The following is a 19,003-nucleotide window of genomic DNA, read 5'->3' on the forward strand; positions in this document are numbered from 1 at the left end:
AATTCTCATGCGGGAATGACGCCGGCAGCGGCCAGGGCCTCAAGCTGCTCGGCGGTGAAATTTGCCTCTGACAACACGGAGTGCGTGTTCTCTCCATATCGAGGGGCAAAGGCGAAATGACTGCCGCCGTCGAGATCGACGGCAGCCGGCGGCAAGCGCAAGACCCGGCCGTCCGGCATGGTGGTGGTCGTCAACCGCGACGCCACCGCCGGCATTTCGGCCACCTGCCGGATATCTTGAATCTGTGCATGGGGAATAGTTGCGCCCCCCAGGTCGGACATCAGTTCCGCCGTGGCGTGGCCGACCGTGACGGCCGCGATATCCCGGTTGATCGCGGCGCGCTCGATGTGGCGCCCCTCGTTGGTGCGCCGCAGCTCGTTCGCTATTCCAGCAAACTTTGGGATCTCTGTGAGACGCCGCCATTGCAGATCGTTGCCGATGGCCATGTAGATCAAGCCGTCCGCCGTGGGATAGGCGTTCGAGGGAATGAACTTTCGATGTTCATTGCCACAGCGCCCGACCTCCGTCGGGTCATGCTCGAAATTGAGGAGCGGCAAAGTCGTCACCAGCCAGGAGGCAGCCGCTTGCAGCATGGACACATGAATCGCCCGCCCCTGACCGGTTTCGTGACGATCAAGCAAGGCCGCCATCACCGAGGCGTAGACCTCGTCACCGGCTTTCAGGTCGATCAGGGGAATGCCCGACAACATGGGCGGGCCGTCGTGTTCACCGGTCAGCGCCATGAAGCCGGCCAGCGCCTGAATCGCCGGATCGTAGCCGGGAACGTCGGGATAATCGGGCCCCATCGCCGAGATGCCCGCCCAGATCAGGTCGGGCTTGAACGCGCGCAAGGTCTGGTAATCGATGCCCAGATCGGCGTAACGCCTGGGCAGGATGTTGCAGCAAAAGACATCGGCATCCAGTTCGGCGATCAGCTGGCCAAGCACGCGCCGGCCTTCGGGACATTTGAGGTCGAGCGCGATGGATTCCTTGCCGACATTCTGGGCGATGAAATAGGACCGCCGGTCGTCCTCGGCCACCCGTCGGCCGATATAGCGGTTGGGGTCGCCGGGAAGACCCGTCGAGAAGGGCATGGCTTCGATCCTGATCACCCGCCACCCCCGATGAACGAAGCGGAGGGTGGCATGCGGCAGGGACAATGCCTGCTCCAGCGAGATGATCGTACGCCGTTTCATGTCGGGATGATCGCGGAGGCCCGCAGGGATGCCTGGTCGGCCGCGGTATAGCCAGCATCGGCCAGAACCGAACCGGTGTGCTCCCCATACCTTGGCGGAAAGGCGAAGTGGAACGCATCTCCCTGCCTGTCGATGGCCTTCGGCTGCAGCCGCACCCTCTTACCCTCCGGGGTGATGGTGGTGGTCAGCCGGTCGGCCAGCGCCGGCAGTGCCTGCACCTGCGGAATGGTGAGAATGGGTGCGTGCGGCACCGTGGCCTGCCGCAGCATCTCGACCAGTTCCGACGTGCCGAGGGTCCGGGTCAGCGCCCAGATTTCGGCCTGGATGGCCTCGCGGTCACGCCCACGGCCCTCGTTGGTCATGCGTTCCGGGCGCGCCAAACCGGCGAAGGGGGCAAGATCGCACAGCCGTTTCCATTGCCCGTCGTTGCCGATCGCGACGAAGACGTAGCCGTCCGTGGTGGGATAGGCGTTGGTCGGCACGAATTTGCGATGCTCGTTGCCGCTGCGGGACATTTCCGCCGGCTGGGCCCCGAAGTCCAGCAGCGGCAGGGTCGTAAGCTGCCACGATGCCGCCGCTTGCAGCATGGAGACATTGATCTCGGCGCCCTCACCCGTCTCGGCCCGTTCGGCCAGGGCCAGGCAGACGGCGGCATAGACCTCGTCGCCGGCCTTGAGATCGACCACCGGCACGCCCATCAGGGTCGGAGCACCATCCGCCGATCCGGTCAGATCCATGTATCCCGCCATGGCCTGGACCACGGGATCATAGCCGGGCACCCCGGGATAGTCCGGCCCCATGGCCGATATCCCGGCCCAGATGATGTCGGGCTTGATGTCCTTCAGGGTCGGATAGTCGATCCCCAGCCCCTTGTACCGCGACGGCAGGGTGTTGCAGCAGAAGACATCGGCGTCCAGGGACTTGATCAGCCGGTGCAGGACGTCCCGGCCCTCTTTCTGCTTCAGGTTGAGCGCGACAGATTCCTTCCCCACATTGGGGGCGATGAAATACGACCGGCGATCGCTGTCCGCGACCATCGAGCCGACATAGCGGTTGGGGTCGCCTTGCAGCCCCCCGTCCTCGGCGGTGAAGGCCTCGATCCGGATCACCCGCCAACCCAGGTGGGCGAAGCGCAGCGTCGCATAGGGCAACGACAGCGCCTGTTCGAGCGAAATGATGGTCCGAGGTTTCATGCTGTCATACCGTTGTCGATGTCATGAAAGCGATGCCCGGTCGGGCACGCCCGGAAGGGTGTCACGCAATGGGCGAGAACGATGTTCATGCGGGCCTCCAACCAAGTTTCCTGGTGAATACGGATGGGATCGTCATGATGCCCTCCTCAGCCCCCCCCAATCGGGGGAGCCAGACAGACTTCGTCCTCGTCACACACAGGATAGTCGCGATCAGCGTAGTGGAGATTGACCGAGACTATGACGATGTCGATGTACTCTGACGCCAGGATGAATCGTTCGCCCTTGGTCGGAAGCCAGTCGAGCAGCATCCCCACATTTTTGACATCTTCCGGCAAGACGATGTCTTCAGAGTCGCAGCCCATGCAGTCTCGAATCCAGGCAAAATACATAAGTTTCATCTGAGCTCAATCCATCAAAACTATGAAGGAATGACTCCGCCATCGGGAGACGTTGCCTGCACTCGCCTTTCGTGGATGGCGCGGGCAACCTTTTCCGGTGACATGGGAGGATTGAAGATCCGGACTCCGGTCGCGTTGTACAGCGCGTTGGCAATGGCCGGCGCAATGACGATGGTCGGCAGTTCGGAGATGCCCTTGGCGCCATAGGGACCTTCGACGCAATAACTCTCGATGAAGTGCAGGTCGAACGTAGGTATCTCCGGCGCCGTGATGAGCTTGTAATCGCGGAAGCATGGATTCTTCAGCATGCCTTTCTCGATCCGCATGTCTTCACTCAGGGCATAGCCCAGGCCGATGGCGATACCGCCCTCGATCTGGCCTTCGAGCCCCATGCGATTGATGACCCTGCCGACGTCCTGTGCCACCGTGACCTTGTCCACCTTGATCTCGCCGGTCAGCGTATCGACGGTGATCTCGGCGATGTGCACGGCGTGGGAGTAGGCGGCCGAGGAATTAGAGCTGTACTTGGCCCCCTCGGGCTCGCTGTTCGGTTCGTAGTAGTCGGTGACCATCACCAGCTCGGGCTCGGGCTGGAAGTGCATCTGCCGCATCAGACGCTCGAGCTTGAGGAGCGGAGCACCGTCGCGGTTGCGAACGACCGAGCCGTCACGCAGGTCCAGATCCTCAGCCAGTTCGCCAAGTGCCCGTGCGGCGGCGTTCAGTATCTGCGCCCTGGCCTTCTGTGCGGCACGGCGCGTCCCGTTGCCGGCGATGAAGGTGGTGCGCGAAGCGTGCACGCCGACGTCCCACGGAGCGATGTCGGAATCGTTATTGACGATGGTGACGTGCTCGGGCGGCACGCCCAGTTCTTCGGCGACGATCATCATGATGACCACGTCGATGCCTTGCCCGATCTCGGAGGCGCCGGTGATCACTGTGACCCGGGCATAATCGTCCACCTTCAGAATGGTGCCGATGCCGTCCGACTTGTGGATCTTGGCTCCGCCGGCGTTGTGGATGGAAGAGGCGAGGCCGATACCCTTCTTGTAGCGACCGGGCTTGTTCCGCTCGGCGGCGTACTCCTTGCGCTTGCGGCCGTAGTCGCTTGCTGCCGCTGCGGTTTCCAGGCACTCCACGAAAACGCACTCGTTCAGGATGGATTTCTGCGGCGTGACTTCGCCCGACTTCTGCGCGTTCTTCAGGTGGAATTCGAGGGGATCGATATCCACCAGATCGGCCAGCATGTCCATCTGCTGCGCGGTAGCCCAGGCGGCCTGCACGTTGCCGTAGCCGCGGAAGGAGCCTGCGTATGGGTTGTTGGTGTAGATCGCCTGTGCCTTGAAGTCGACCACGGGCACCCGATAATGACCAGAGACGGTGCGCATCATGACGACCGGGATAGTCGGCCCCCACGAGGTGTAAGCGCCGTTGTCCATCAGCACGTCGGCGGTGCGGAAGGTGAGGGTGCCGTCGCGGGTGCAGCCGGTGCGCATGTGGATGATCGCCGACTGGCGCGTCGGCGAGGCCTTGAACTCCTCCTCGCGCGAATACATGACCTTGACCGGCCGGGCGGTTTTCTTCGCCAGCAGCGCGGCGATCGGCTCGTAGGGGTAGACGTCGAGCTTGGAGCCGAAAGCGCCACCCACGGGCGGCTGGATGACCCGGATGTTGCCGGGATGAATGCCCAGCGCCGGAGCAAGATCCATCTTATAGTTGTATGGGTATTGGGTCTGCGTCCAGATCGTCAGCTTGCCGTTATGGTCGAAGTCGGCGATGGCGCAGGAAGTGCCCATGCAGCAGTGGGTCACATGGTGCGGGCGGAACACGTTGTCGACGACGAAGTCGGAGGCTGCCTCGGCCTCGGCAAGATCGCCGTCCTTGAACTCGAAATGAAGGCTCTTGTTGCCGGGAAAGTTGTCGTGGATCTGCGGTGCCCCCTCCCTGGCGCCGTCTTCGGGGGTGAACACGCCGGGCAGGTCCTCGTACTCGACTTCGATGAGTTCGAGCGCACGCTGGGCAATCTCTTCCGTCTCGGCTGCGACGGCGGCGATCTCATCGTGTTCGCAGCGCACCTTATCCTTAAGCGGGACGTTGTCGCGCACGAAGCCGAACTTCAGACCGGCGACGTCCTTGCCGGTCAGCACCGCGTGAACGCCGGGCAGTTTCTCCGCCGCCGTGGTGTCGAGGCGCGCGATCCTGGCGTGAGGCCGACCGGCGAACAATACCTTGCCGATCAGCATCTGCGGCAACACCATGTCGTTGATGTAGCGCGTCTTGCCAGTCGCCTTGTCCGGGGCGTCGGGCTTATTGAGGCGCTGGCCAATCATGGTCTTCTTCGCCGTGAGTGAGGCGGTGGTGGTCTTTTCCATGGCAGGGCTCCACTCGAGAATATGCAATTCCAGTTTGGGGATGACGCGCGCTCAGCCGTGGCTACAGCGCCCGTTCTTGTCGGCCACGGCCTCCACCGCGTCCAGCACCTTGGTATAGCCTGTGCAGCGGCAGATATTGCCTTCGAGGCCCCGTTTCGCCTCCTCACGGGTGAGCGTAGGATTGTTCTCGAGCAAGTGCTGGGCCTGCATGATCATGCCGGGCGTGCAGAAACCACACTGAATGGCGCCGTGGTCGACGAAGGCCTGCTGCACCGGGTGCAGGCCTTCCGGCGTGCGCAGCCCCTCGACGGTCACGACCTCACGTCCATCGCAATCCACGGCGTACATCAGGCAGCTGTTGACGGTCTTGCCGTCCACATTGATGGTGCAGGCGCCGCACTCGCCCTCGCCGCAGGCGTACTTGGTTCCGGTCAAGCCCAGCCTATCGCGCAGCATGGCCAACGCCTTCATTGTAGCCGGCACCCTAAGGCTGACTTCGCGGCCATTGAGCTTGAAGTTGATTTCAGTTTCGACGGACATCATTGAGCACCTCCTCAACGAAAACTTGAATAAGATGGCTGCGATACCAGGCACTGGCACGTACGTCATCGATAGGTTTGGCGTCCTCCGTCGTCGCCGCCACGGCCGCGGCGATGGTCGCGGCGTCGAGCGGCTTGCCTTCCAGCGCAGCCTCCACGTGGCGGGCGCGCAAGGGGGTGGGCGCAACCGCCCCCATGGCCACCCGAACACCGCGCAGCAGGCCGTTGGCGATACGAGCGCCAAAGGCTACCGAAACGGTTGAGATCTCCAGCGCGGGACGCGGACCTGACTTGCGGAACCTGCCGACGAAATCGACCACAGGCCGCTCGAACACAACGGCGGTCAGCAGTTCCTCCGGAAGCTTGGCGGTCTTGCCGGGACCGAGGAAGAATTCTTCCAGCGGTATCCGCCGCGTCCGCACGGCCCCCTCACGCCAGCAGGCAAGTTCGACCGCAGCGCCCAGGACCAGCAGGGGCGGGCTCATATCGCCGGCAGGTGAGGCGTTGCAGAGGTTACCGCCCACCGATGCCGCATTGCGGATCTGTTCGCTGGCGAAGTGCTCCGTCGCCTCGACCAGAACCGGCGCGATTTCTGCGAGCGCTGAGCTACGGCGGATTTCGCTGATGGTCGTCGTGGCACCGATGCGGATCTCGTGACCCTCGGCCTCAATGCCCCCCAATTCTTCGATGCGACGAAGGCTCAGCAGTTTCGCCTTGTATTGGCGCACGCCGGACTCAGTCTGTGGCGCGAGGTCGGTGCCGCCGCAGAACACAGTGGCATCGCCGTCCGCCGTCGCCCGCAATGCCTCGTCCAGGCGGCGAGGCGCCAGGTAGGTGGTTATCTCCTGCATGTTTCCCCTCCGATTGCAACGTGGCGGCAATGCCGATGTGAATGGCCGAAACGCTGAGCACCGCTCGCGTGTGCCGGCCCGCCGGGGTCGAGGTGATTCGTGGAGTTGCCGTTCATGTCGATCAGAACCTGATCGGTTCGCGGTAACGGCCGTAAACATTCACCAGCGTCTTGGTGATTTCACCGACCGTGGCGTAGGTCTTGACCGCCTCCATGATCGCGGGCATGACGTTGACCTCGGCGCGGGCATCGGCCTCGATGCGGGCCAGGGCCGCATCCACCTGCGCCTTGTCCCGACGGGCCCGCACCGCGTTCAGGGAGTCGATCTGGCGGCGGGCATCACTCTCATCGTAGGGATGGAATTCGACCTGCTTTTCTTCCTCCTCGACCCGGTAGCAATTGAAGCCGACCTTGCGGAATTCGCCGGATTCGAGCTTCTTGGCCATGTTGTAGGCCTGCGAGGATACCTGCGCCTGAATCCACCCCTCGGCCACGAGCTTCACGATGCCGCCACGGGCATCGACGTCGTCCATCGCCTCCACCATTTTCTGGCGCATCTGATTGGTGAGGGTTTCGACGTAATAGGAACCGGCCAGAGGATCGACCGTATCGGCCAAGCCCATCTCCTCGATCAGGATCTGCATCGTCCGCAAGGAGATGCGGGCCGAATACTCGGTCGGGATAGTGTAGGCCTCGTCATACGAGCACAGCGCCATGGTCTGGGTGCCCGACAGGGCGCTGATCAGCGCGTAATAGGCGGTGCGAACGATGTTGTTTTCCGGCTGCTCGAAGGTCAGGCCGCCGCCGCCGCCGCCGGCGATCATGCGCAGGCCCATGGAGGATGGCTTCTTGGGGTGGTAGCGCTCCTTCACGATCTTGGCCCACAAGCCGCGGGCGGCGCGGAACTTGGCCACCTGCTCGAACAGATTGCCGAAGATGTTGAAGTTGAACGACAGCCGGCCGGCGAACTCGTCGATGTCCAGCCCCCTGGCCAGGGCGCTGTCGATATAGGCGCAGGCGATGTTGAAGGCGTAGGCCATCTCCTGCACCGGATCGGCACCCGAATCCCGGATGTGATAGCCGCAAACACTGACCGGCGAGTATTTCGGGGCGTGTTTGGCGCAATACTCGACGGTGTCGGCCACCAGCTTGATGGAGGCATCGACCGGGAAGATCCAGGTGCCGCGCCCGATGAATTCCTTGAGAATGTCGTTCTGGGCGGTGCCGCGCAGCTTGGAAATGTCGTAGCCGCGCTTTTCGGCCATCGCCAGATACATGGCGATCATCACGGTGGCCGACCCATTGATGGTCAGTGACACGGTGATCTTTTCCAGGTCGATACCGGCGAAGGCGATCTCCATGTCGGCCAAGGTATCGACCGACATGCCGACACGCCCGACCTCGCCCTCGGCGGCCGGATCATCCGAATCGAGACCGATCTGGCTGGGCAGGTCAAAGGCGACATTCAGGCCGGTCTGGCCATTGTCGATCAGGAACTTGAAACGATTATTGGTATCCTGCGGATTGCCGAAACCGGCGTATTGCCGCATGGTCCACGGCTGCTTGCGGTACATCGTGGGATGAATTCCGCGGGTGAACGGATACTCGCCCGGCAAACCGATCATCTCGGTTCCACCCGAGGCGATGACGTCGTCCTGGGTATAGAGCGGCTTGATCTCGATGCCAGACTCGTTAATGACCCGGCGCAGGCTAGGCTTTTCAGCGGTCATCGCACATTCTCCCGGATGAAGCTGGCGATATCGGCGAACTTAGCGCCGGTCGGGAAGATGCCGTGCAGGCCGATCTCGCGTAACACGGCGTGATCCGGGGCGGGCAGGTTGCCGCCGATAATCCACAGTTTGTCCTTGAGGCCGTTATCCTTCATCAGAACGGCAAGCTTGCGGCAGAACGGCAGGTGCGAGCCCGCCATGCTGGACAGGCCGATCACATCGACCCCTTCCTCGACGGCGGCGGCGCAGACCATCTCGGGGGTCTGGCGCAGGCCGGTGTAGATGACTTCGAAACCGGCATCCACCAGGGCGCGGACGACCACCTTGGCACCATGATCGTGGCCATCGAGGCCGGGCTTTGCGATAAGAACACGGATCTTGCGGTCGGATTGGGTCATGCCGACAGCTCCTTGGCGATGATGAGTTTCAGGATTTCGCTGGTGCCGCCCCCGATCAGGGTGAAGCGGATGTCGCGAAGATAGCGCTGCACCGGGTATTCCATGGCGAAGCCGTAGGAGGCCAGCACCCGTGCGGCTTGGTCGGTGACCTTGTAGGCCGTCTCGGTGGCGAACAGCTTCGCCATGGCCGACAGCTGGTGCACCGGCTTGCCGGCATCCTTACTCCAGGCGGCATAGCGGACGAGATGAACCGCAGCTTCCAACTCGGTGGCCATTTCCGCCAGCTTGAGCTGAATGGCCTGGAACCGGTTGATCGGCTTGCCGAACTGTTTGCGCTCGCCGGCATACCGCACGGCCTCGGCCAGGGCGGCCTTGGCGACGCCGATGGCCATGGCGCCGGTGATGATGCGAATCTCGGCCAGAACCTTGCGCAGATGCTGCTCGCCGTCGCCCTCCTCCTTGGACAGGCGGTGGCTGTCGGGCACGAAGACGTCATCAAAGGCGACCTCGGAGGTGGGCAGCGCCCACACCCCCATCTTCTCGATGGACCGGCCGACGACCAGGCCAGGGGTGCCCTTCTCCACCAGGAAGATGGTCAGCTTCCGCTCCTCGCCGGCCCGGGCGAAGACGGTGAAGAAATCGGCGACCGGGGCCGCCGTGATCCACGTCTTCTGGCCCCGCAGGCGGTAGCCGCCGTCCACCCTCTCCGCCACGGTGGCGATGCCGGCCAGATCCGAGCCGGCATTGGGCTCGGTCATGCAGATGGCGCCGATCTTCTCGCCCTTCAGCGCCGGGATCAGCAACCGGGTCCTGATGTCGTCGTTGCCCAGGAGATAGAGAAAGTTCGTCCCCATCAGCGCCTGCATGGCGGCGGCACCGCCCACCGACAAGGAGCCGCGGGCGATCTCCTCCAAGGCCAGGCAGAACGAAGACAGGTCCAGGTTCAGACCTCCGACATCCTCGGAATAGCGCATGCCGAAGAAGCCGAGTTCGGCCAACCGTCCAATCAGCGCCCTGGGATAGGCGTGAGCCTCGTCGAGGGCTTCCGCCTGGGGAGCCACTTCCCGATCGCAGAAACGCGCGAACGTCTCCTGGATCGAGCGTTGTTCTTCGTTGAGTTCGAAATCCATGGTCACGTCACCTTCTTCGCGAGGGGTGTTCCGGCGGAATGCCCTCTATGTCCGGGCAAGGCCATCGCTCCCCTCCAATCCGTAGATGTCGCGCGCCGCTTCCGGGCTGATCATGCCGTCGCGGACCTCGCGGGCCAGAAGGGCACGGTCGCGCTTGCGCGGGTCGCCATAGCCGCCGCCGCCGCCGGCAAATTGCTGATAGATCGTCCCCTTCGGGACGCCGACGATCAGGTCCTTGTTGCGGGGCACGACATTGCTGCCATCGGGATAGGTCAGGGTGATGGAATTCAGCGTTCCCTGACCGCCACCGAACAACCCGAATGCCGGCTCGAAATCGCCATCGCCGAAGGTCACCACCTGGGTATCGTCCGAGCCGATGCGGTAGACCGTCTCGACCCCGATGCCACCGCGCCACTGGCCGGCTCCGGCCGAGTCGCGGATATATTCATGCTTCAGCAGGAAATGGGGGGTCTGCTGCTCGAACATCTCGTAGTCCTGATCCATCAGCCCCCCCGAAGCGTCGATCATGCCGATGTGATCATATCCATCGGTTCCGTTCATCGCCCCGGACCCGCCCTTCTGCGCCATGAAGCCGATATCGACATAGCGTTCGTTCTTGTCGGGATCGATGCCGGTGGTAAGGGCGCACAGCAGGTGGTTCCAACCTGCCGTGACACGGTCGGGGATCACCGGCGCCAGGGCGCGAACAATGGCGTCCGCGTTCGGCGGGCAGAGGTGATTGCCGAACGTCGTCGCCTTGGGATAGCTGGCGTTCAGGATCGTTCCCTCGGGGATCACGATCTCGATGGGCTGGATCATGCCCTCGTTGTGGGGCATGTCGGGATTGACCATCTGGAGCAGGGTCAGCACCGTCGCCGAGGCAGACGATGTGAAAGTGCCATTGACGAAGCCGTCGGTCTGCGGATCGGTTTCGGAATAATCGAACCGGATGGAGCGGTCCTTCACCTCGATCTTCACGCGGATCGTGTATTGCGACCCCAGATTATGGCCATCGTAAAAGACCTTGCCCTCACCATAATAGGTGCCGTTCGGGATGGTGGCGATCTCGGCCTCCATCATCTTCCGCGTGGCATCGAACAGGGCAAGCTTGTGCGCCTCGAAACTCTCGACGCCGTATTTGTCGAGCAGGTCGAGCATCCGCCTTTCACCCACCGTGGCGGCGCCCATCTGGGCGCGCAGGTCGTGCTGGACCATTTCAAAACGGATGTTGGCGAAGATCAGGTCCCAGACATCCTTGCGCAACTTGCCCTTTTCCCAGACCTTGACCGGCGGGATCCGCAAGGCTTCCTGCCACACCTCCTTGGCGGCGGGGTTATAGCCGCCGGCCACGGCGCCGCCGATATCGGCCTGGTGCCCCTTGACCGCGGTCCAGGCAACCAGCTTGCCTTCGAAGAACACGGGCTTGTAGACGGCGACGTCGTTGTTCTGGTTGCCCATGCTGAAGACGTCATTATGGAAAATGACATCGCCGGGATGAATATCATCCCCGAAATACTGAAGAATGTATTTGCACACCGGCGCCAGCGAGAAGGCAAGAATCGGCAGGTTCTCCGTCTGCTCCAGCATATTGCCTTTTGCATCGTAGAGACCGGTGACGAAGTCCTTGGCCTCGCACAGAATGGGCGAGCGTGCGCTCTTCTGCACGGACAGGCTCATTTCATCCGTGATGGACTTGAAGGTCCGTGAATACACGGAAAGCAGGATCGGATCGATTTTGGTCATCAGTGTGTCCCCCGCAGAATCGAAGTGACGAGATCCTCGCGCCCCTTGCGATAGATGGCGAAAGAGCCGTTCTGGTCGCAAACGCAGTCGTAATTGGCGCTGACGAAGATCGCCGTGGTCACCTCTTCGATCATCGCCGGACCGACCACGTGGTTGCCGTGGCGCATCTGGTGACCGTCATAGACGGGCACGCTGCGGAAGGCGTTGTCCTCGGGAACGTAGATGTTGCGCTCCCCCTTCCGGGCATGCTCCGCATCGGCGCCGGCATAGGGTTCCGACTGATATTCGGGCTTGTCGGTCAGGCCGACCACCTGCACCCGGACGTTGATGACCTCGACCGGCGAGTCCTGCTCTTCCAGCGAATAGCCGTAGAGGCGGTTGTGCTCGGCATGGAAGGCGCGCGCCAGGATCTTCACGTCTCCGCGCTCGACGATATCGGCATCGACCACGAACGAAACCTCGTGGTACTGCTTGAAATAGCGGCAATCGAACTTGATGAAGGTCTGGCGCCTCGACTTGGCGATCCGTTCCTCGTCGAGAAGAGCGTGGCCCTCGTTCACCATGCCCTCGATCAGGCCGCGCAGGCGGGGCCAATCGATGGACGCCAGCGGTGAGACGAAGGTGCGCACGAGATCGTGCTTCAGATCGCTCATCAGCATGCCGTATGCGCAGAGAATCGAGGACTCGCGCGGGACGATCTGGAACGGGATATCGAGTTCGTTGCAGATAAGGCAGGAATGGATGGGGCCGGCACCGCCCGCCACGATCATCGGGAACTCGCGCGGGTCGAAACCACGCTTGATGGTGACCTCCCGCACGCCCTGGGCCATGTTGTTGCAGATCACCCGGTACATGCCGGCGGCGGCAACCTCGAGCGACATTCCAAGCGGCGTGGCGACATGGGTCTCGATGGCCCGCCGGGCGGCGTCGAGATCAAGCTTCATCCGCCCGCCGGCAAAATAATCCGGATTGAGATAGCCCAGCACCAGATTGGCATCGGTGGAGGTCGGGCGCTCGCCGCCGCGAGCGTAGCAGGCCGGACCGGGGGCCGCTCCGGCGCTGGCCGGTCCCATGCGCAGGAGTCCGCCCTCGTCGATCCAGCCGATCGAACCGCCGCCGGCACCGATGGTATGGATCCCCAGCATCGGCAGGGCGATGCGGTGACGGGCGATCTCGCCCTCGTTCACCATGATCGGGGTATCCACCGCCAGCGAGGCCTCGAAGCTGGTGCCCCCCATGTCGACGGTGATGGCCTTGTTGTGACCGTGGGCACGGGCGAAGATCAGCCCGGCCCCCGGCCCCGCCGCCGGGCCCGAAAGCAGGGTAAGAGCGGATTTCTGGCGCGCCACCTGCGGTGCCATCACGCCGCCGTTGGACTGCATGATCAACAGCAGGCCCTTGAATCCGATTTCGTTCAGCCGGCTCAGCAATTGGTCGAGGTAGTGGCTGAGCTTCGGTCCCACATAGGAATTCAGGGCGGTGGTGCTGATCCGGTCATAGAAGCGGATCGACGGCAGCAGGTCGGTCGATACGGTCAGATAGACCTCGGGCAGTTCACGCCGGATGATTTCCGCCGCCTGGCGCTCATGTTCGGGGTTGGCAAACGCATTCATGAAGCAGATTGCCACCGCCTCCACCCGCTCCTTCCGGAACAATTCGGTCGCGGCCTTGATTCCGGCGACGTCGAGGCTCTCCACCTCCCTGCCATCGCGATCCACGCGACCGCGCACGGCGGCCCGAAGGTGACGGGGCGCCAGCGGCGGAACATTGGTATAGCGGTTGTCGTAGCGTTCCTCGCGGATGCCGCGGCGCATTTCCAGCGCGTCGCGCAGCCCGTCGGTGGTGACCAGCGCCGTGCGCGCGCCGGTGCTCGTCAGCGTCGCATTGGTCGTGACCGTGGTGCCGTGGACGATCGTATCGATCGAGGCGGCCAGGTCTTGAACCGACAGCGCCGGATTCATGCTCGCCGCGATTTCGGTCAATCCGTCGACGACCGCGATGGACGGATCCTGGGGCGTCGACAGCACCTTGACGATTCGAGGAGCCTCGCCATCCTTGGCGACCAGGAAATCGGTGAAGGTTCCACCGACGTCGATACCAATTTTCAGCGCCATGTCTTGCTCCGCCTTAACGTGTTGTTGCTTGTGTCTTGGATGCGGCGCCATGCGGAGACAAGGCTGCCTCCCCTTCATCGGCCGCAACCATCTTGCGGATTTCGCCCTTGAGAAGTTTCCCCGTGCCGCTGCGCGGCAGCCTATCGACGAATACCACCACCTTCGGCAGCTTGTAGCTGGCCGCCCGGCCTTCGAATAAGGCGAGGATTTCTTCGCCCGTAATCCGGCTGCCGGGTTGGCGAACCACCACGGCAATCGCCCGCTCGCCCCAATGCGGATCGGCCCGCCCGACCACCGCGGCTTCGCTGATGTCGGCACATTCATAAAGAATCGACTCAAGGGCGGCCGGATAGATGTTTTCGCCACCTGAAATAATCAGATCCTTCTTGCGGTCATCGACGAACATGTTGCCGCTCTCGTCGAAATGACCGATATCGCCGCTATGGAACCAACCATCACGCAGGACTTCCGCCGAGGTTTGCGGATCGCCCCAGTAGCCGGCCATGACATTCTCGCCGCGAACCAGAATCTCGCCGCGCTCCCCGACCGGAACATCGCGTCCGATGTCATCGACGATACGGACATCGCAATGGATCGCCGGCCTGCCCGTTGAGGTGGGGAAGAGCCGCGCGTTGGCCGGCTGGCTGAAAACGGCGATCGGCCCTGTCTCGGTGCTGCCGTAGACCTGAATGAGATCAAGTCCTCGATCCTGTAGCGTTTCCGTCAGGGAACCGGGCACCAGGGTCGAGCCCGTCACCGCCAGTCGAATCGAGGACAAGTCCGCCGTCTTCCAGCGGGGATGTGCGATGAGCGCGTGCCACTGCGTGGGCACCAGTTGGATCAGCGTCGTTTTCTCTGCTTCGACCGTGTCGAAGAATGCACTGACGTCGAACCGTGGATGCAACGTGACCGTCGCACCGGCGTGAAAAGCCGGCACGGTCTGAATGCAGAGTCCCCCGACATGGAACAGCGGCGAGCAGGTCAGTATCCTGTCCGTGCTGCGCAGGTCATGCATGTGGGCGCTGTTGACGGCGTTCCAGAACATGGCGCCCTGAGTCAGGACCGCCCCTTTCGGCTTGCCGGTGGTGCCTGAGGTGTAGCAGATCAGAACCGGCGAATCGTAGCCCCCGCACCGTGGCTCGGCGGCGCCCCCATGCCGAGTCACCAACTCGGTCAAGGACGCCCACCCCACTGTCGAAGCATCCGCGCAACTGACCAGCCGCACCCCCGGGGCATGGCCGCGCACGGCCTCCGCGACAGCATGAAATGCGGGTTCCGCGACCACCGCCACCGGTCTGGAATCGGCGACAATGACCGACAGTTCCGACTCGGTCAGCCGCCAATTGAGCGGGACCAGCATGGCGCCGAGCCGGGCGCATGCGAAAAGCAATTCCAGCATCCTCGGCGAATTGAGGCCGAGAAACGCGACGCGATCACCCCGCCCGACACCAAGGTCGATGCGCAGCACGCCAGCCATTCGGTTAACGCGATCAGCCAAGTCCGCGTATGTGATGATCTCGTCGCCATAACGGATCGCCGGCTTTTCGGGAAGATGGCGCGCCCAACCGGAAACCCAGTCGGACAGATCCCGCCCCCCCGTATCTGTGCGCCAATCGGCCATCTCCCTCCCTCCGAGCAGATCGAGAACCCGCTTCAAGGTTCACCCGCCCCTATAGGACTAGCTCCGATGGACCGGCCACGCAAACAAATTTTACTCATAGATTGATTTTTTTTACGTCTCGTAAATTCGATGCCGACTCACTCCTTAAATTCCCACCGCGGCCACCCGCCAGGATCACCATTGCGAGCGCGGACGCAGCTGGTCGTTCTCAGCGATTTCCATCAGATCGGCCATAGCGTCCGGTCAGGTGACATCGATCTGGGTAGACGGCCGACTCCGTGAGTGAACCGGACCAAGGGTACCGGTCGGCAATGAGCGCCTCAGCATCCTGAGCCTTGGTCATGGAAAAATATGGGTATTGACACGACCGAAATTAGTTCATATGTTAACCATATGGTACATATACGAACCAATTACCTTTGATGATGAGCGCGGCCTTCCCGTTGGAACCGCTCGTAGATATTCCAAAACATATGGAGTGATTTAGTGAGTAACCAGAATGAAAGTGACAGCCAGAAGAGCAAGCTACCGCTCAGAATTTGGATGCTGATGCTGACATGTAACAATGTTGTAATAAGACTTCTTCGCCAGAGGGTGCGGGATGAATTTGGCATCACCATGCCTGTATTCGACCTCCTAACCCAGGTTCACCGACCTCCCGAGGGACCAACTCTTCGTGAATTGTCTGACAGGCTGATGGTCAGCAAGGGAAACATCACCGAGTTGTCGGATCGCTTGGAGCGCAAGGGGCTTATCCAGCGGGTTCCCGACCCAAATGACGGCCGCGCCCAAAGGGTCTTCCTCACTCAGGCAGGGAGGGATCTGGTCGAACGGATGGAGCCGGCCCATCAAGGCTGGCTAGACGAGATAATGGCCGCCCAAAGCACCACTACGCTTGAAAAGCTCCATCAGACGCTTGGCTCCTTCAAGGCGGACTTGCCGACAATGAATCAACGCCACCGCGGGAGGCGCTCCGCTACATCACATGAGGAGGAATAGTCATGAAGTTTCTGGAGCCGCTGGATCTTCAGGGAATGGTCATTCCGAACCGCGTGATGGTGCCGGCAATGGTCACCCGCCTTGCGGACGAAGAAGGCTGGGTCACGCAAGAGATCCAGGATCGTTACGTCCGGTACGCCAAGGGTGGTGTTGGTCTTATCGTCGTCGAGGCAATGGCGATCCACCATTCCAACGCAGGGCCTCTCCTGCGAATTTCGGACCAGAAGTTCGTCCCCGGTTTGGCCGAAATGGTCAAGCAGATCCATGGCGCCTCCGATTCCAAGGTCGTTCCCCAGATCATTCACTTCATGAAAATCTCAAAGTCGGGCTGGCGCCAGACAGTTGACATGCTGTCCCACGAGGACATCGACACCATTGTCGAGCAGTTCGGCGACGCCGTCGCCCGAGCCCGCGAAGCGGGGTTTGACGGTGCAGAATTGCATGCCGCGCATGCCTATACCCTTTCCTCATTCCTCTCCCGAAGGAACATGCGCAAGGATGAATATGGCGGATCTATGGAGGGGCGGTTGCGAATACTCGGCCGGGTGGTGGAAAGTGTCCGCCGCAAGGCCGGAGCCGACTTCCCCGTCGGCATCCGTATCCTCGCCGATGAATTCATCACCGACGGCAGCACTGTCAGCGATTCCAAGTTGATCGCCCTGCGCATGGCGCAATTGGGGCTCGCTTATATCTCATTGTCCGTGGGAGGGAAGTTCGAGGATGCCGAGCATGCCGCTGGCCAGGTCCCCCATCCATACAATGGATATTCCGGGGATCGCTGCATGCCGGGCGCCCAGTATCCCGCCGCTCTCCATGCGGGGCTGACCCGTGAAATCAAGGCGTTCCTCAACGCCAAGGGCTATCAGGTCCCCGTCGCAGGCGCGGGAAAGATCTCCGACCCCGATGATGCGGAAAGGGTCCTGGCCGACGGCTCCATGGACTTCGTCGGCATCGCTCGAGGGCTTCTGGCCGACCCGGATTGGGTTCTGAAAGTCGCCAGAGGAGAAATCGACCGCATTGTGAAATGCGACTACTGCAACGTCTGCAAGCATCTGGACGGCGCGCACAAGAAGGTTGTCTGCTTCCTGTGGCCCAAGGGCATGATGCAGGCCCCCGATGACAACGCCCAAGGCTCGGCGCCAGGTTGGCCGAACGGGAGTGCCAACCTTCGCGTCGGCTTGAATGGCGACACCGCGACCCTTCAATGGGACAAGGCGGAGGGAGCCGCCCGCTATGACGTATACCGTGCCAGCGACGACGGTGACGTGGTTATCGAGGATGCCGTCAAGGTGACGCGCTGGATGGATAATTCCATCCTTGGCGGACTGACCTATCGGTATTACGTGCGCGCATGTTCAGCGAGCGGACAAGCTGGCGCCCCGTCAAACGTCGTGATGATCAAGCCCGATGGGCCGAGCGTGGAGCGAGACCGCGAAGCTGATCGCGCCCCTGCGATGGCTTGATACGTTTGTGTAAAAAACAAATACAAAGACAGACGACTAAAAATAAATTCGTCTGAAAACCAAGAGGGAGGGTTTTGTCATGCTTAAGGCTGCGCTACTGATCTCAACATCTATTGCCCTACTTTCTTTTCCTGCCTCGGCCGCGCAGGACAAGGTAAAGATCGGCTTCATCTCCACTTTTTCCGGGCCGCAGGGCGTTCTTGGTCGCGAGCTTCTGGACGGCTTCAATCTGGGGCTTAAGCATCTGGGCGGCAAGCTGGGGGGAGCCGAGACGGTGATCATCCAGGGCGACGACCAGGCCAAGCCCGACATCGGCGTCCAGTTGGCCGAAAAGATGGTCGAGCGCGACAAGGTGGACGTCATCACCGGCATCAACTTCTCCAATGTGATGCTGGCGGTGGCCAAGCCAGTCTTGGAAAGCAAAACCCTTCTATTGTCGGTCAATGCCGGCCCATCGCAGCTTGCTGGCAAGGAGTGCCACCCGTATTACTTCAGCATATCGTATCAGAACGATAATGTTGCCGAGGCGATGGGCCAATTCCTGGCCGCCAAGGGGGTTAAGACGGTTTATCTGATGGCTCCCAATTATCCGTCGGGCAAGGATCAGATGAATGGGTTCAAGCGCTTTTACCACGGCCAGATCGTGGGCGAAGTCTACACCCAATTCAACCAGCCCGATTATGCCGCCGAATTGGCGCAAATTCGGCAGACGAAACCCGAGGCGGTGTTCTATTTCTACCCTGGTGGGATGGGCATCAACTTCCTGAAGCAGTACGCGCAGGCTGGGTTAAAAAGCGAAATCCCCCTGTATGGACCTTCGTTCTCACTGGATCAGACCATCCTGCCGGCGGTGGGAGACGCGGCCTTGGGTGCGTTCAGCACCAGTTTCTGGTCCGAGACCATGGACACGTCCCTCAACCGAAAATTCGTCGCCGACTTCGAGGCCACTTATGGTCGCGTTCCCTCGCCATACGCCGCGACCGCCTATGATGGCGCGCTTGCCCTCAATTCCGCCATCAAGGCCGCCGGTGGATCGAAGAACCGTGAAGCGGTTCGCAAGGCCCTGGAAACGGTGAAGCTGGACTCCGTGCGGGGCGACATCAAGTTCAACACCAACCATCACCCGATTCAGAACTACTACCTCTATGAGGTGGTAAAGGATCCCAAGGGGCGTCTGACCAATGCCCATCGGAGCGAGGTCTTCCGCCAGCACAAAGATGCCTATTTCGAATCCTGCAAAATGTGACAGCCACTTGATCC

At 61.7% G+C, this 19,003-nt stretch carries 15 protein-coding genes; 3 read left to right on the top strand and 12 right to left on the bottom strand.

Annotation, left to right across the window (positions count from 1 at the left end; translation table 11 throughout):
• Positions 1 to 5 precede the first annotated feature (5 nt).
• The 12 genes from H261_RS14005 to H261_RS14060 all read right to left on the bottom strand — a co-directional run bounded on the left by H261_RS14005 (position 6) and on the right by H261_RS14060 (position 15,281).
• Positions 6 to 1,196 carry a CaiB/BaiF CoA transferase family protein gene (locus H261_RS14005; RefSeq protein WP_008618678.1) on the bottom strand — a complete coding sequence of 397 codons (1,191 nt, stop codon included), beginning with the start codon at positions 1,194 to 1,196 and terminating at the stop codon, positions 6 to 8.
• Positions 1,193 to 2,389 carry a CaiB/BaiF CoA transferase family protein gene (locus H261_RS14010; RefSeq protein WP_008618679.1) on the bottom strand — a complete coding sequence of 399 codons (1,197 nt, stop codon included), beginning with the start codon at positions 2,387 to 2,389 and terminating at the stop codon, positions 1,193 to 1,195. Before H261_RS14010 ends, H261_RS14005 begins: the two co-directional genes overlap by 4 nt.
• 146 nt (positions 2,390 to 2,535) lie before the next feature.
• Complete coding sequence (locus H261_RS14015) at positions 2,536 to 2,787, bottom strand: MoaD/ThiS family protein (RefSeq protein WP_008618680.1); 252 nt, start codon at positions 2,785 to 2,787, stop codon at positions 2,536 to 2,538.
• A gap of 20 nt (positions 2,788 to 2,807) precedes the next feature.
• Positions 2,808 to 5,156 (bottom strand): xanthine dehydrogenase family protein molybdopterin-binding subunit, encoded by a 2,349-nt coding sequence (locus tag H261_RS14020; protein ID WP_008618681.1) that lies wholly within the window; start codon positions 5,154 to 5,156, stop codon positions 2,808 to 2,810.
• Positions 5,157 to 5,207: 51 nt separating this feature from the next.
• Entirely contained in the window at positions 5,208 to 5,699 is a 492-nt protein-coding gene (locus H261_RS14025) for a (2Fe-2S)-binding protein (protein WP_008618682.1), read from the bottom strand.
• Complete coding sequence (locus H261_RS14030) at positions 5,680 to 6,546, bottom strand: FAD binding domain-containing protein (RefSeq protein ID WP_008618700.1); 867 nt, start codon at positions 6,544 to 6,546, stop codon at positions 5,680 to 5,682. The genes H261_RS14025 and H261_RS14030 overlap by 20 nt, the downstream gene beginning before the upstream one ends.
• A gap of 121 nt (positions 6,547 to 6,667) precedes the next feature.
• Positions 6,668 to 8,275, bottom strand: coding sequence for an acyl-CoA mutase large subunit family protein (locus H261_RS14035; protein ID WP_008618701.1), 1,608 nt, complete (start codon positions 8,273 to 8,275; stop codon positions 6,668 to 6,670).
• The gene (locus H261_RS14040; protein ID WP_008618702.1) at positions 8,272 to 8,673 is read right to left on the bottom strand and encodes a cobalamin B12-binding domain-containing protein; all 402 of its coding nucleotides are present in this window, start codon (positions 8,671 to 8,673) and stop codon (positions 8,272 to 8,274) included. The genes H261_RS14035 and H261_RS14040 overlap by 4 nt, the downstream gene beginning before the upstream one ends.
• Positions 8,670 to 9,803: a benzylmalonyl-CoA dehydrogenase gene (iaaF, locus tag H261_RS14045; protein WP_008618703.1), complete on the bottom strand. Its 1,134-nt coding sequence runs from the start codon at positions 9,801 to 9,803 to the stop codon at positions 8,670 to 8,672. The genes H261_RS14040 and iaaF overlap by 4 nt, the downstream gene beginning before the upstream one ends.
• 45 nt (positions 9,804 to 9,848) lie before the next feature.
• Positions 9,849 to 11,627, bottom strand: coding sequence for a hydantoinase B/oxoprolinase family protein (locus H261_RS14050; protein WP_235062935.1), 1,779 nt, complete (start codon positions 11,625 to 11,627; stop codon positions 9,849 to 9,851).
• Positions 11,546 to 13,660 carry a hydantoinase/oxoprolinase family protein gene (locus H261_RS14055; protein WP_008618705.1) on the bottom strand — a complete coding sequence of 705 codons (2,115 nt, stop codon included), beginning with the start codon at positions 13,658 to 13,660 and terminating at the stop codon, positions 11,546 to 11,548. Before H261_RS14055 ends, H261_RS14050 begins: the two co-directional genes overlap by 82 nt.
• A gap of 13 nt (positions 13,661 to 13,673) precedes the next feature.
• Positions 13,674 to 15,281, bottom strand: a complete 1,608-nt coding sequence (locus H261_RS14060) for an acyl-CoA synthetase (protein ID WP_008618706.1) — start codon at positions 15,279 to 15,281, stop codon at positions 13,674 to 13,676.
• A gap of 486 nt (positions 15,282 to 15,767) precedes the next feature.
• Here H261_RS14060 and H261_RS23430 point away from each other — a divergent pair, with 486 nt between their 5' ends.
• The 3 genes from H261_RS23430 to H261_RS14075 all read left to right on the top strand — a co-directional run bounded on the left by H261_RS23430 (position 15,768) and on the right by H261_RS14075 (position 18,989).
• Positions 15,768 to 16,280, top strand: coding sequence for a MarR family winged helix-turn-helix transcriptional regulator (locus H261_RS23430; RefSeq protein WP_152426878.1), 513 nt, complete (start codon positions 15,768 to 15,770; stop codon positions 16,278 to 16,280).
• 2 nt (positions 16,281 to 16,282) lie between these two features.
• Positions 16,283 to 17,743 (top strand): oxidoreductase, encoded by a 1,461-nt coding sequence (locus H261_RS14070; protein WP_008618708.1) that lies wholly within the window; start codon positions 16,283 to 16,285, stop codon positions 17,741 to 17,743.
• A gap of 79 nt (positions 17,744 to 17,822) precedes the next feature.
• Positions 17,823 to 18,989 carry an ABC transporter substrate-binding protein gene (locus H261_RS14075; protein ID WP_040476519.1) on the top strand — a complete coding sequence of 389 codons (1,167 nt, stop codon included), beginning with the start codon at positions 17,823 to 17,825 and terminating at the stop codon, positions 18,987 to 18,989.
• The last annotated feature ends 14 nt before the right edge of the window (positions 18,990 to 19,003 follow it).

The organism is Paramagnetospirillum caucaseum, from assembly GCF_000342045.1.
In the GTDB taxonomy this organism is placed as follows: domain Bacteria; phylum Pseudomonadota; class Alphaproteobacteria; order Rhodospirillales; family Magnetospirillaceae; genus Phaeospirillum; species Phaeospirillum caucaseum.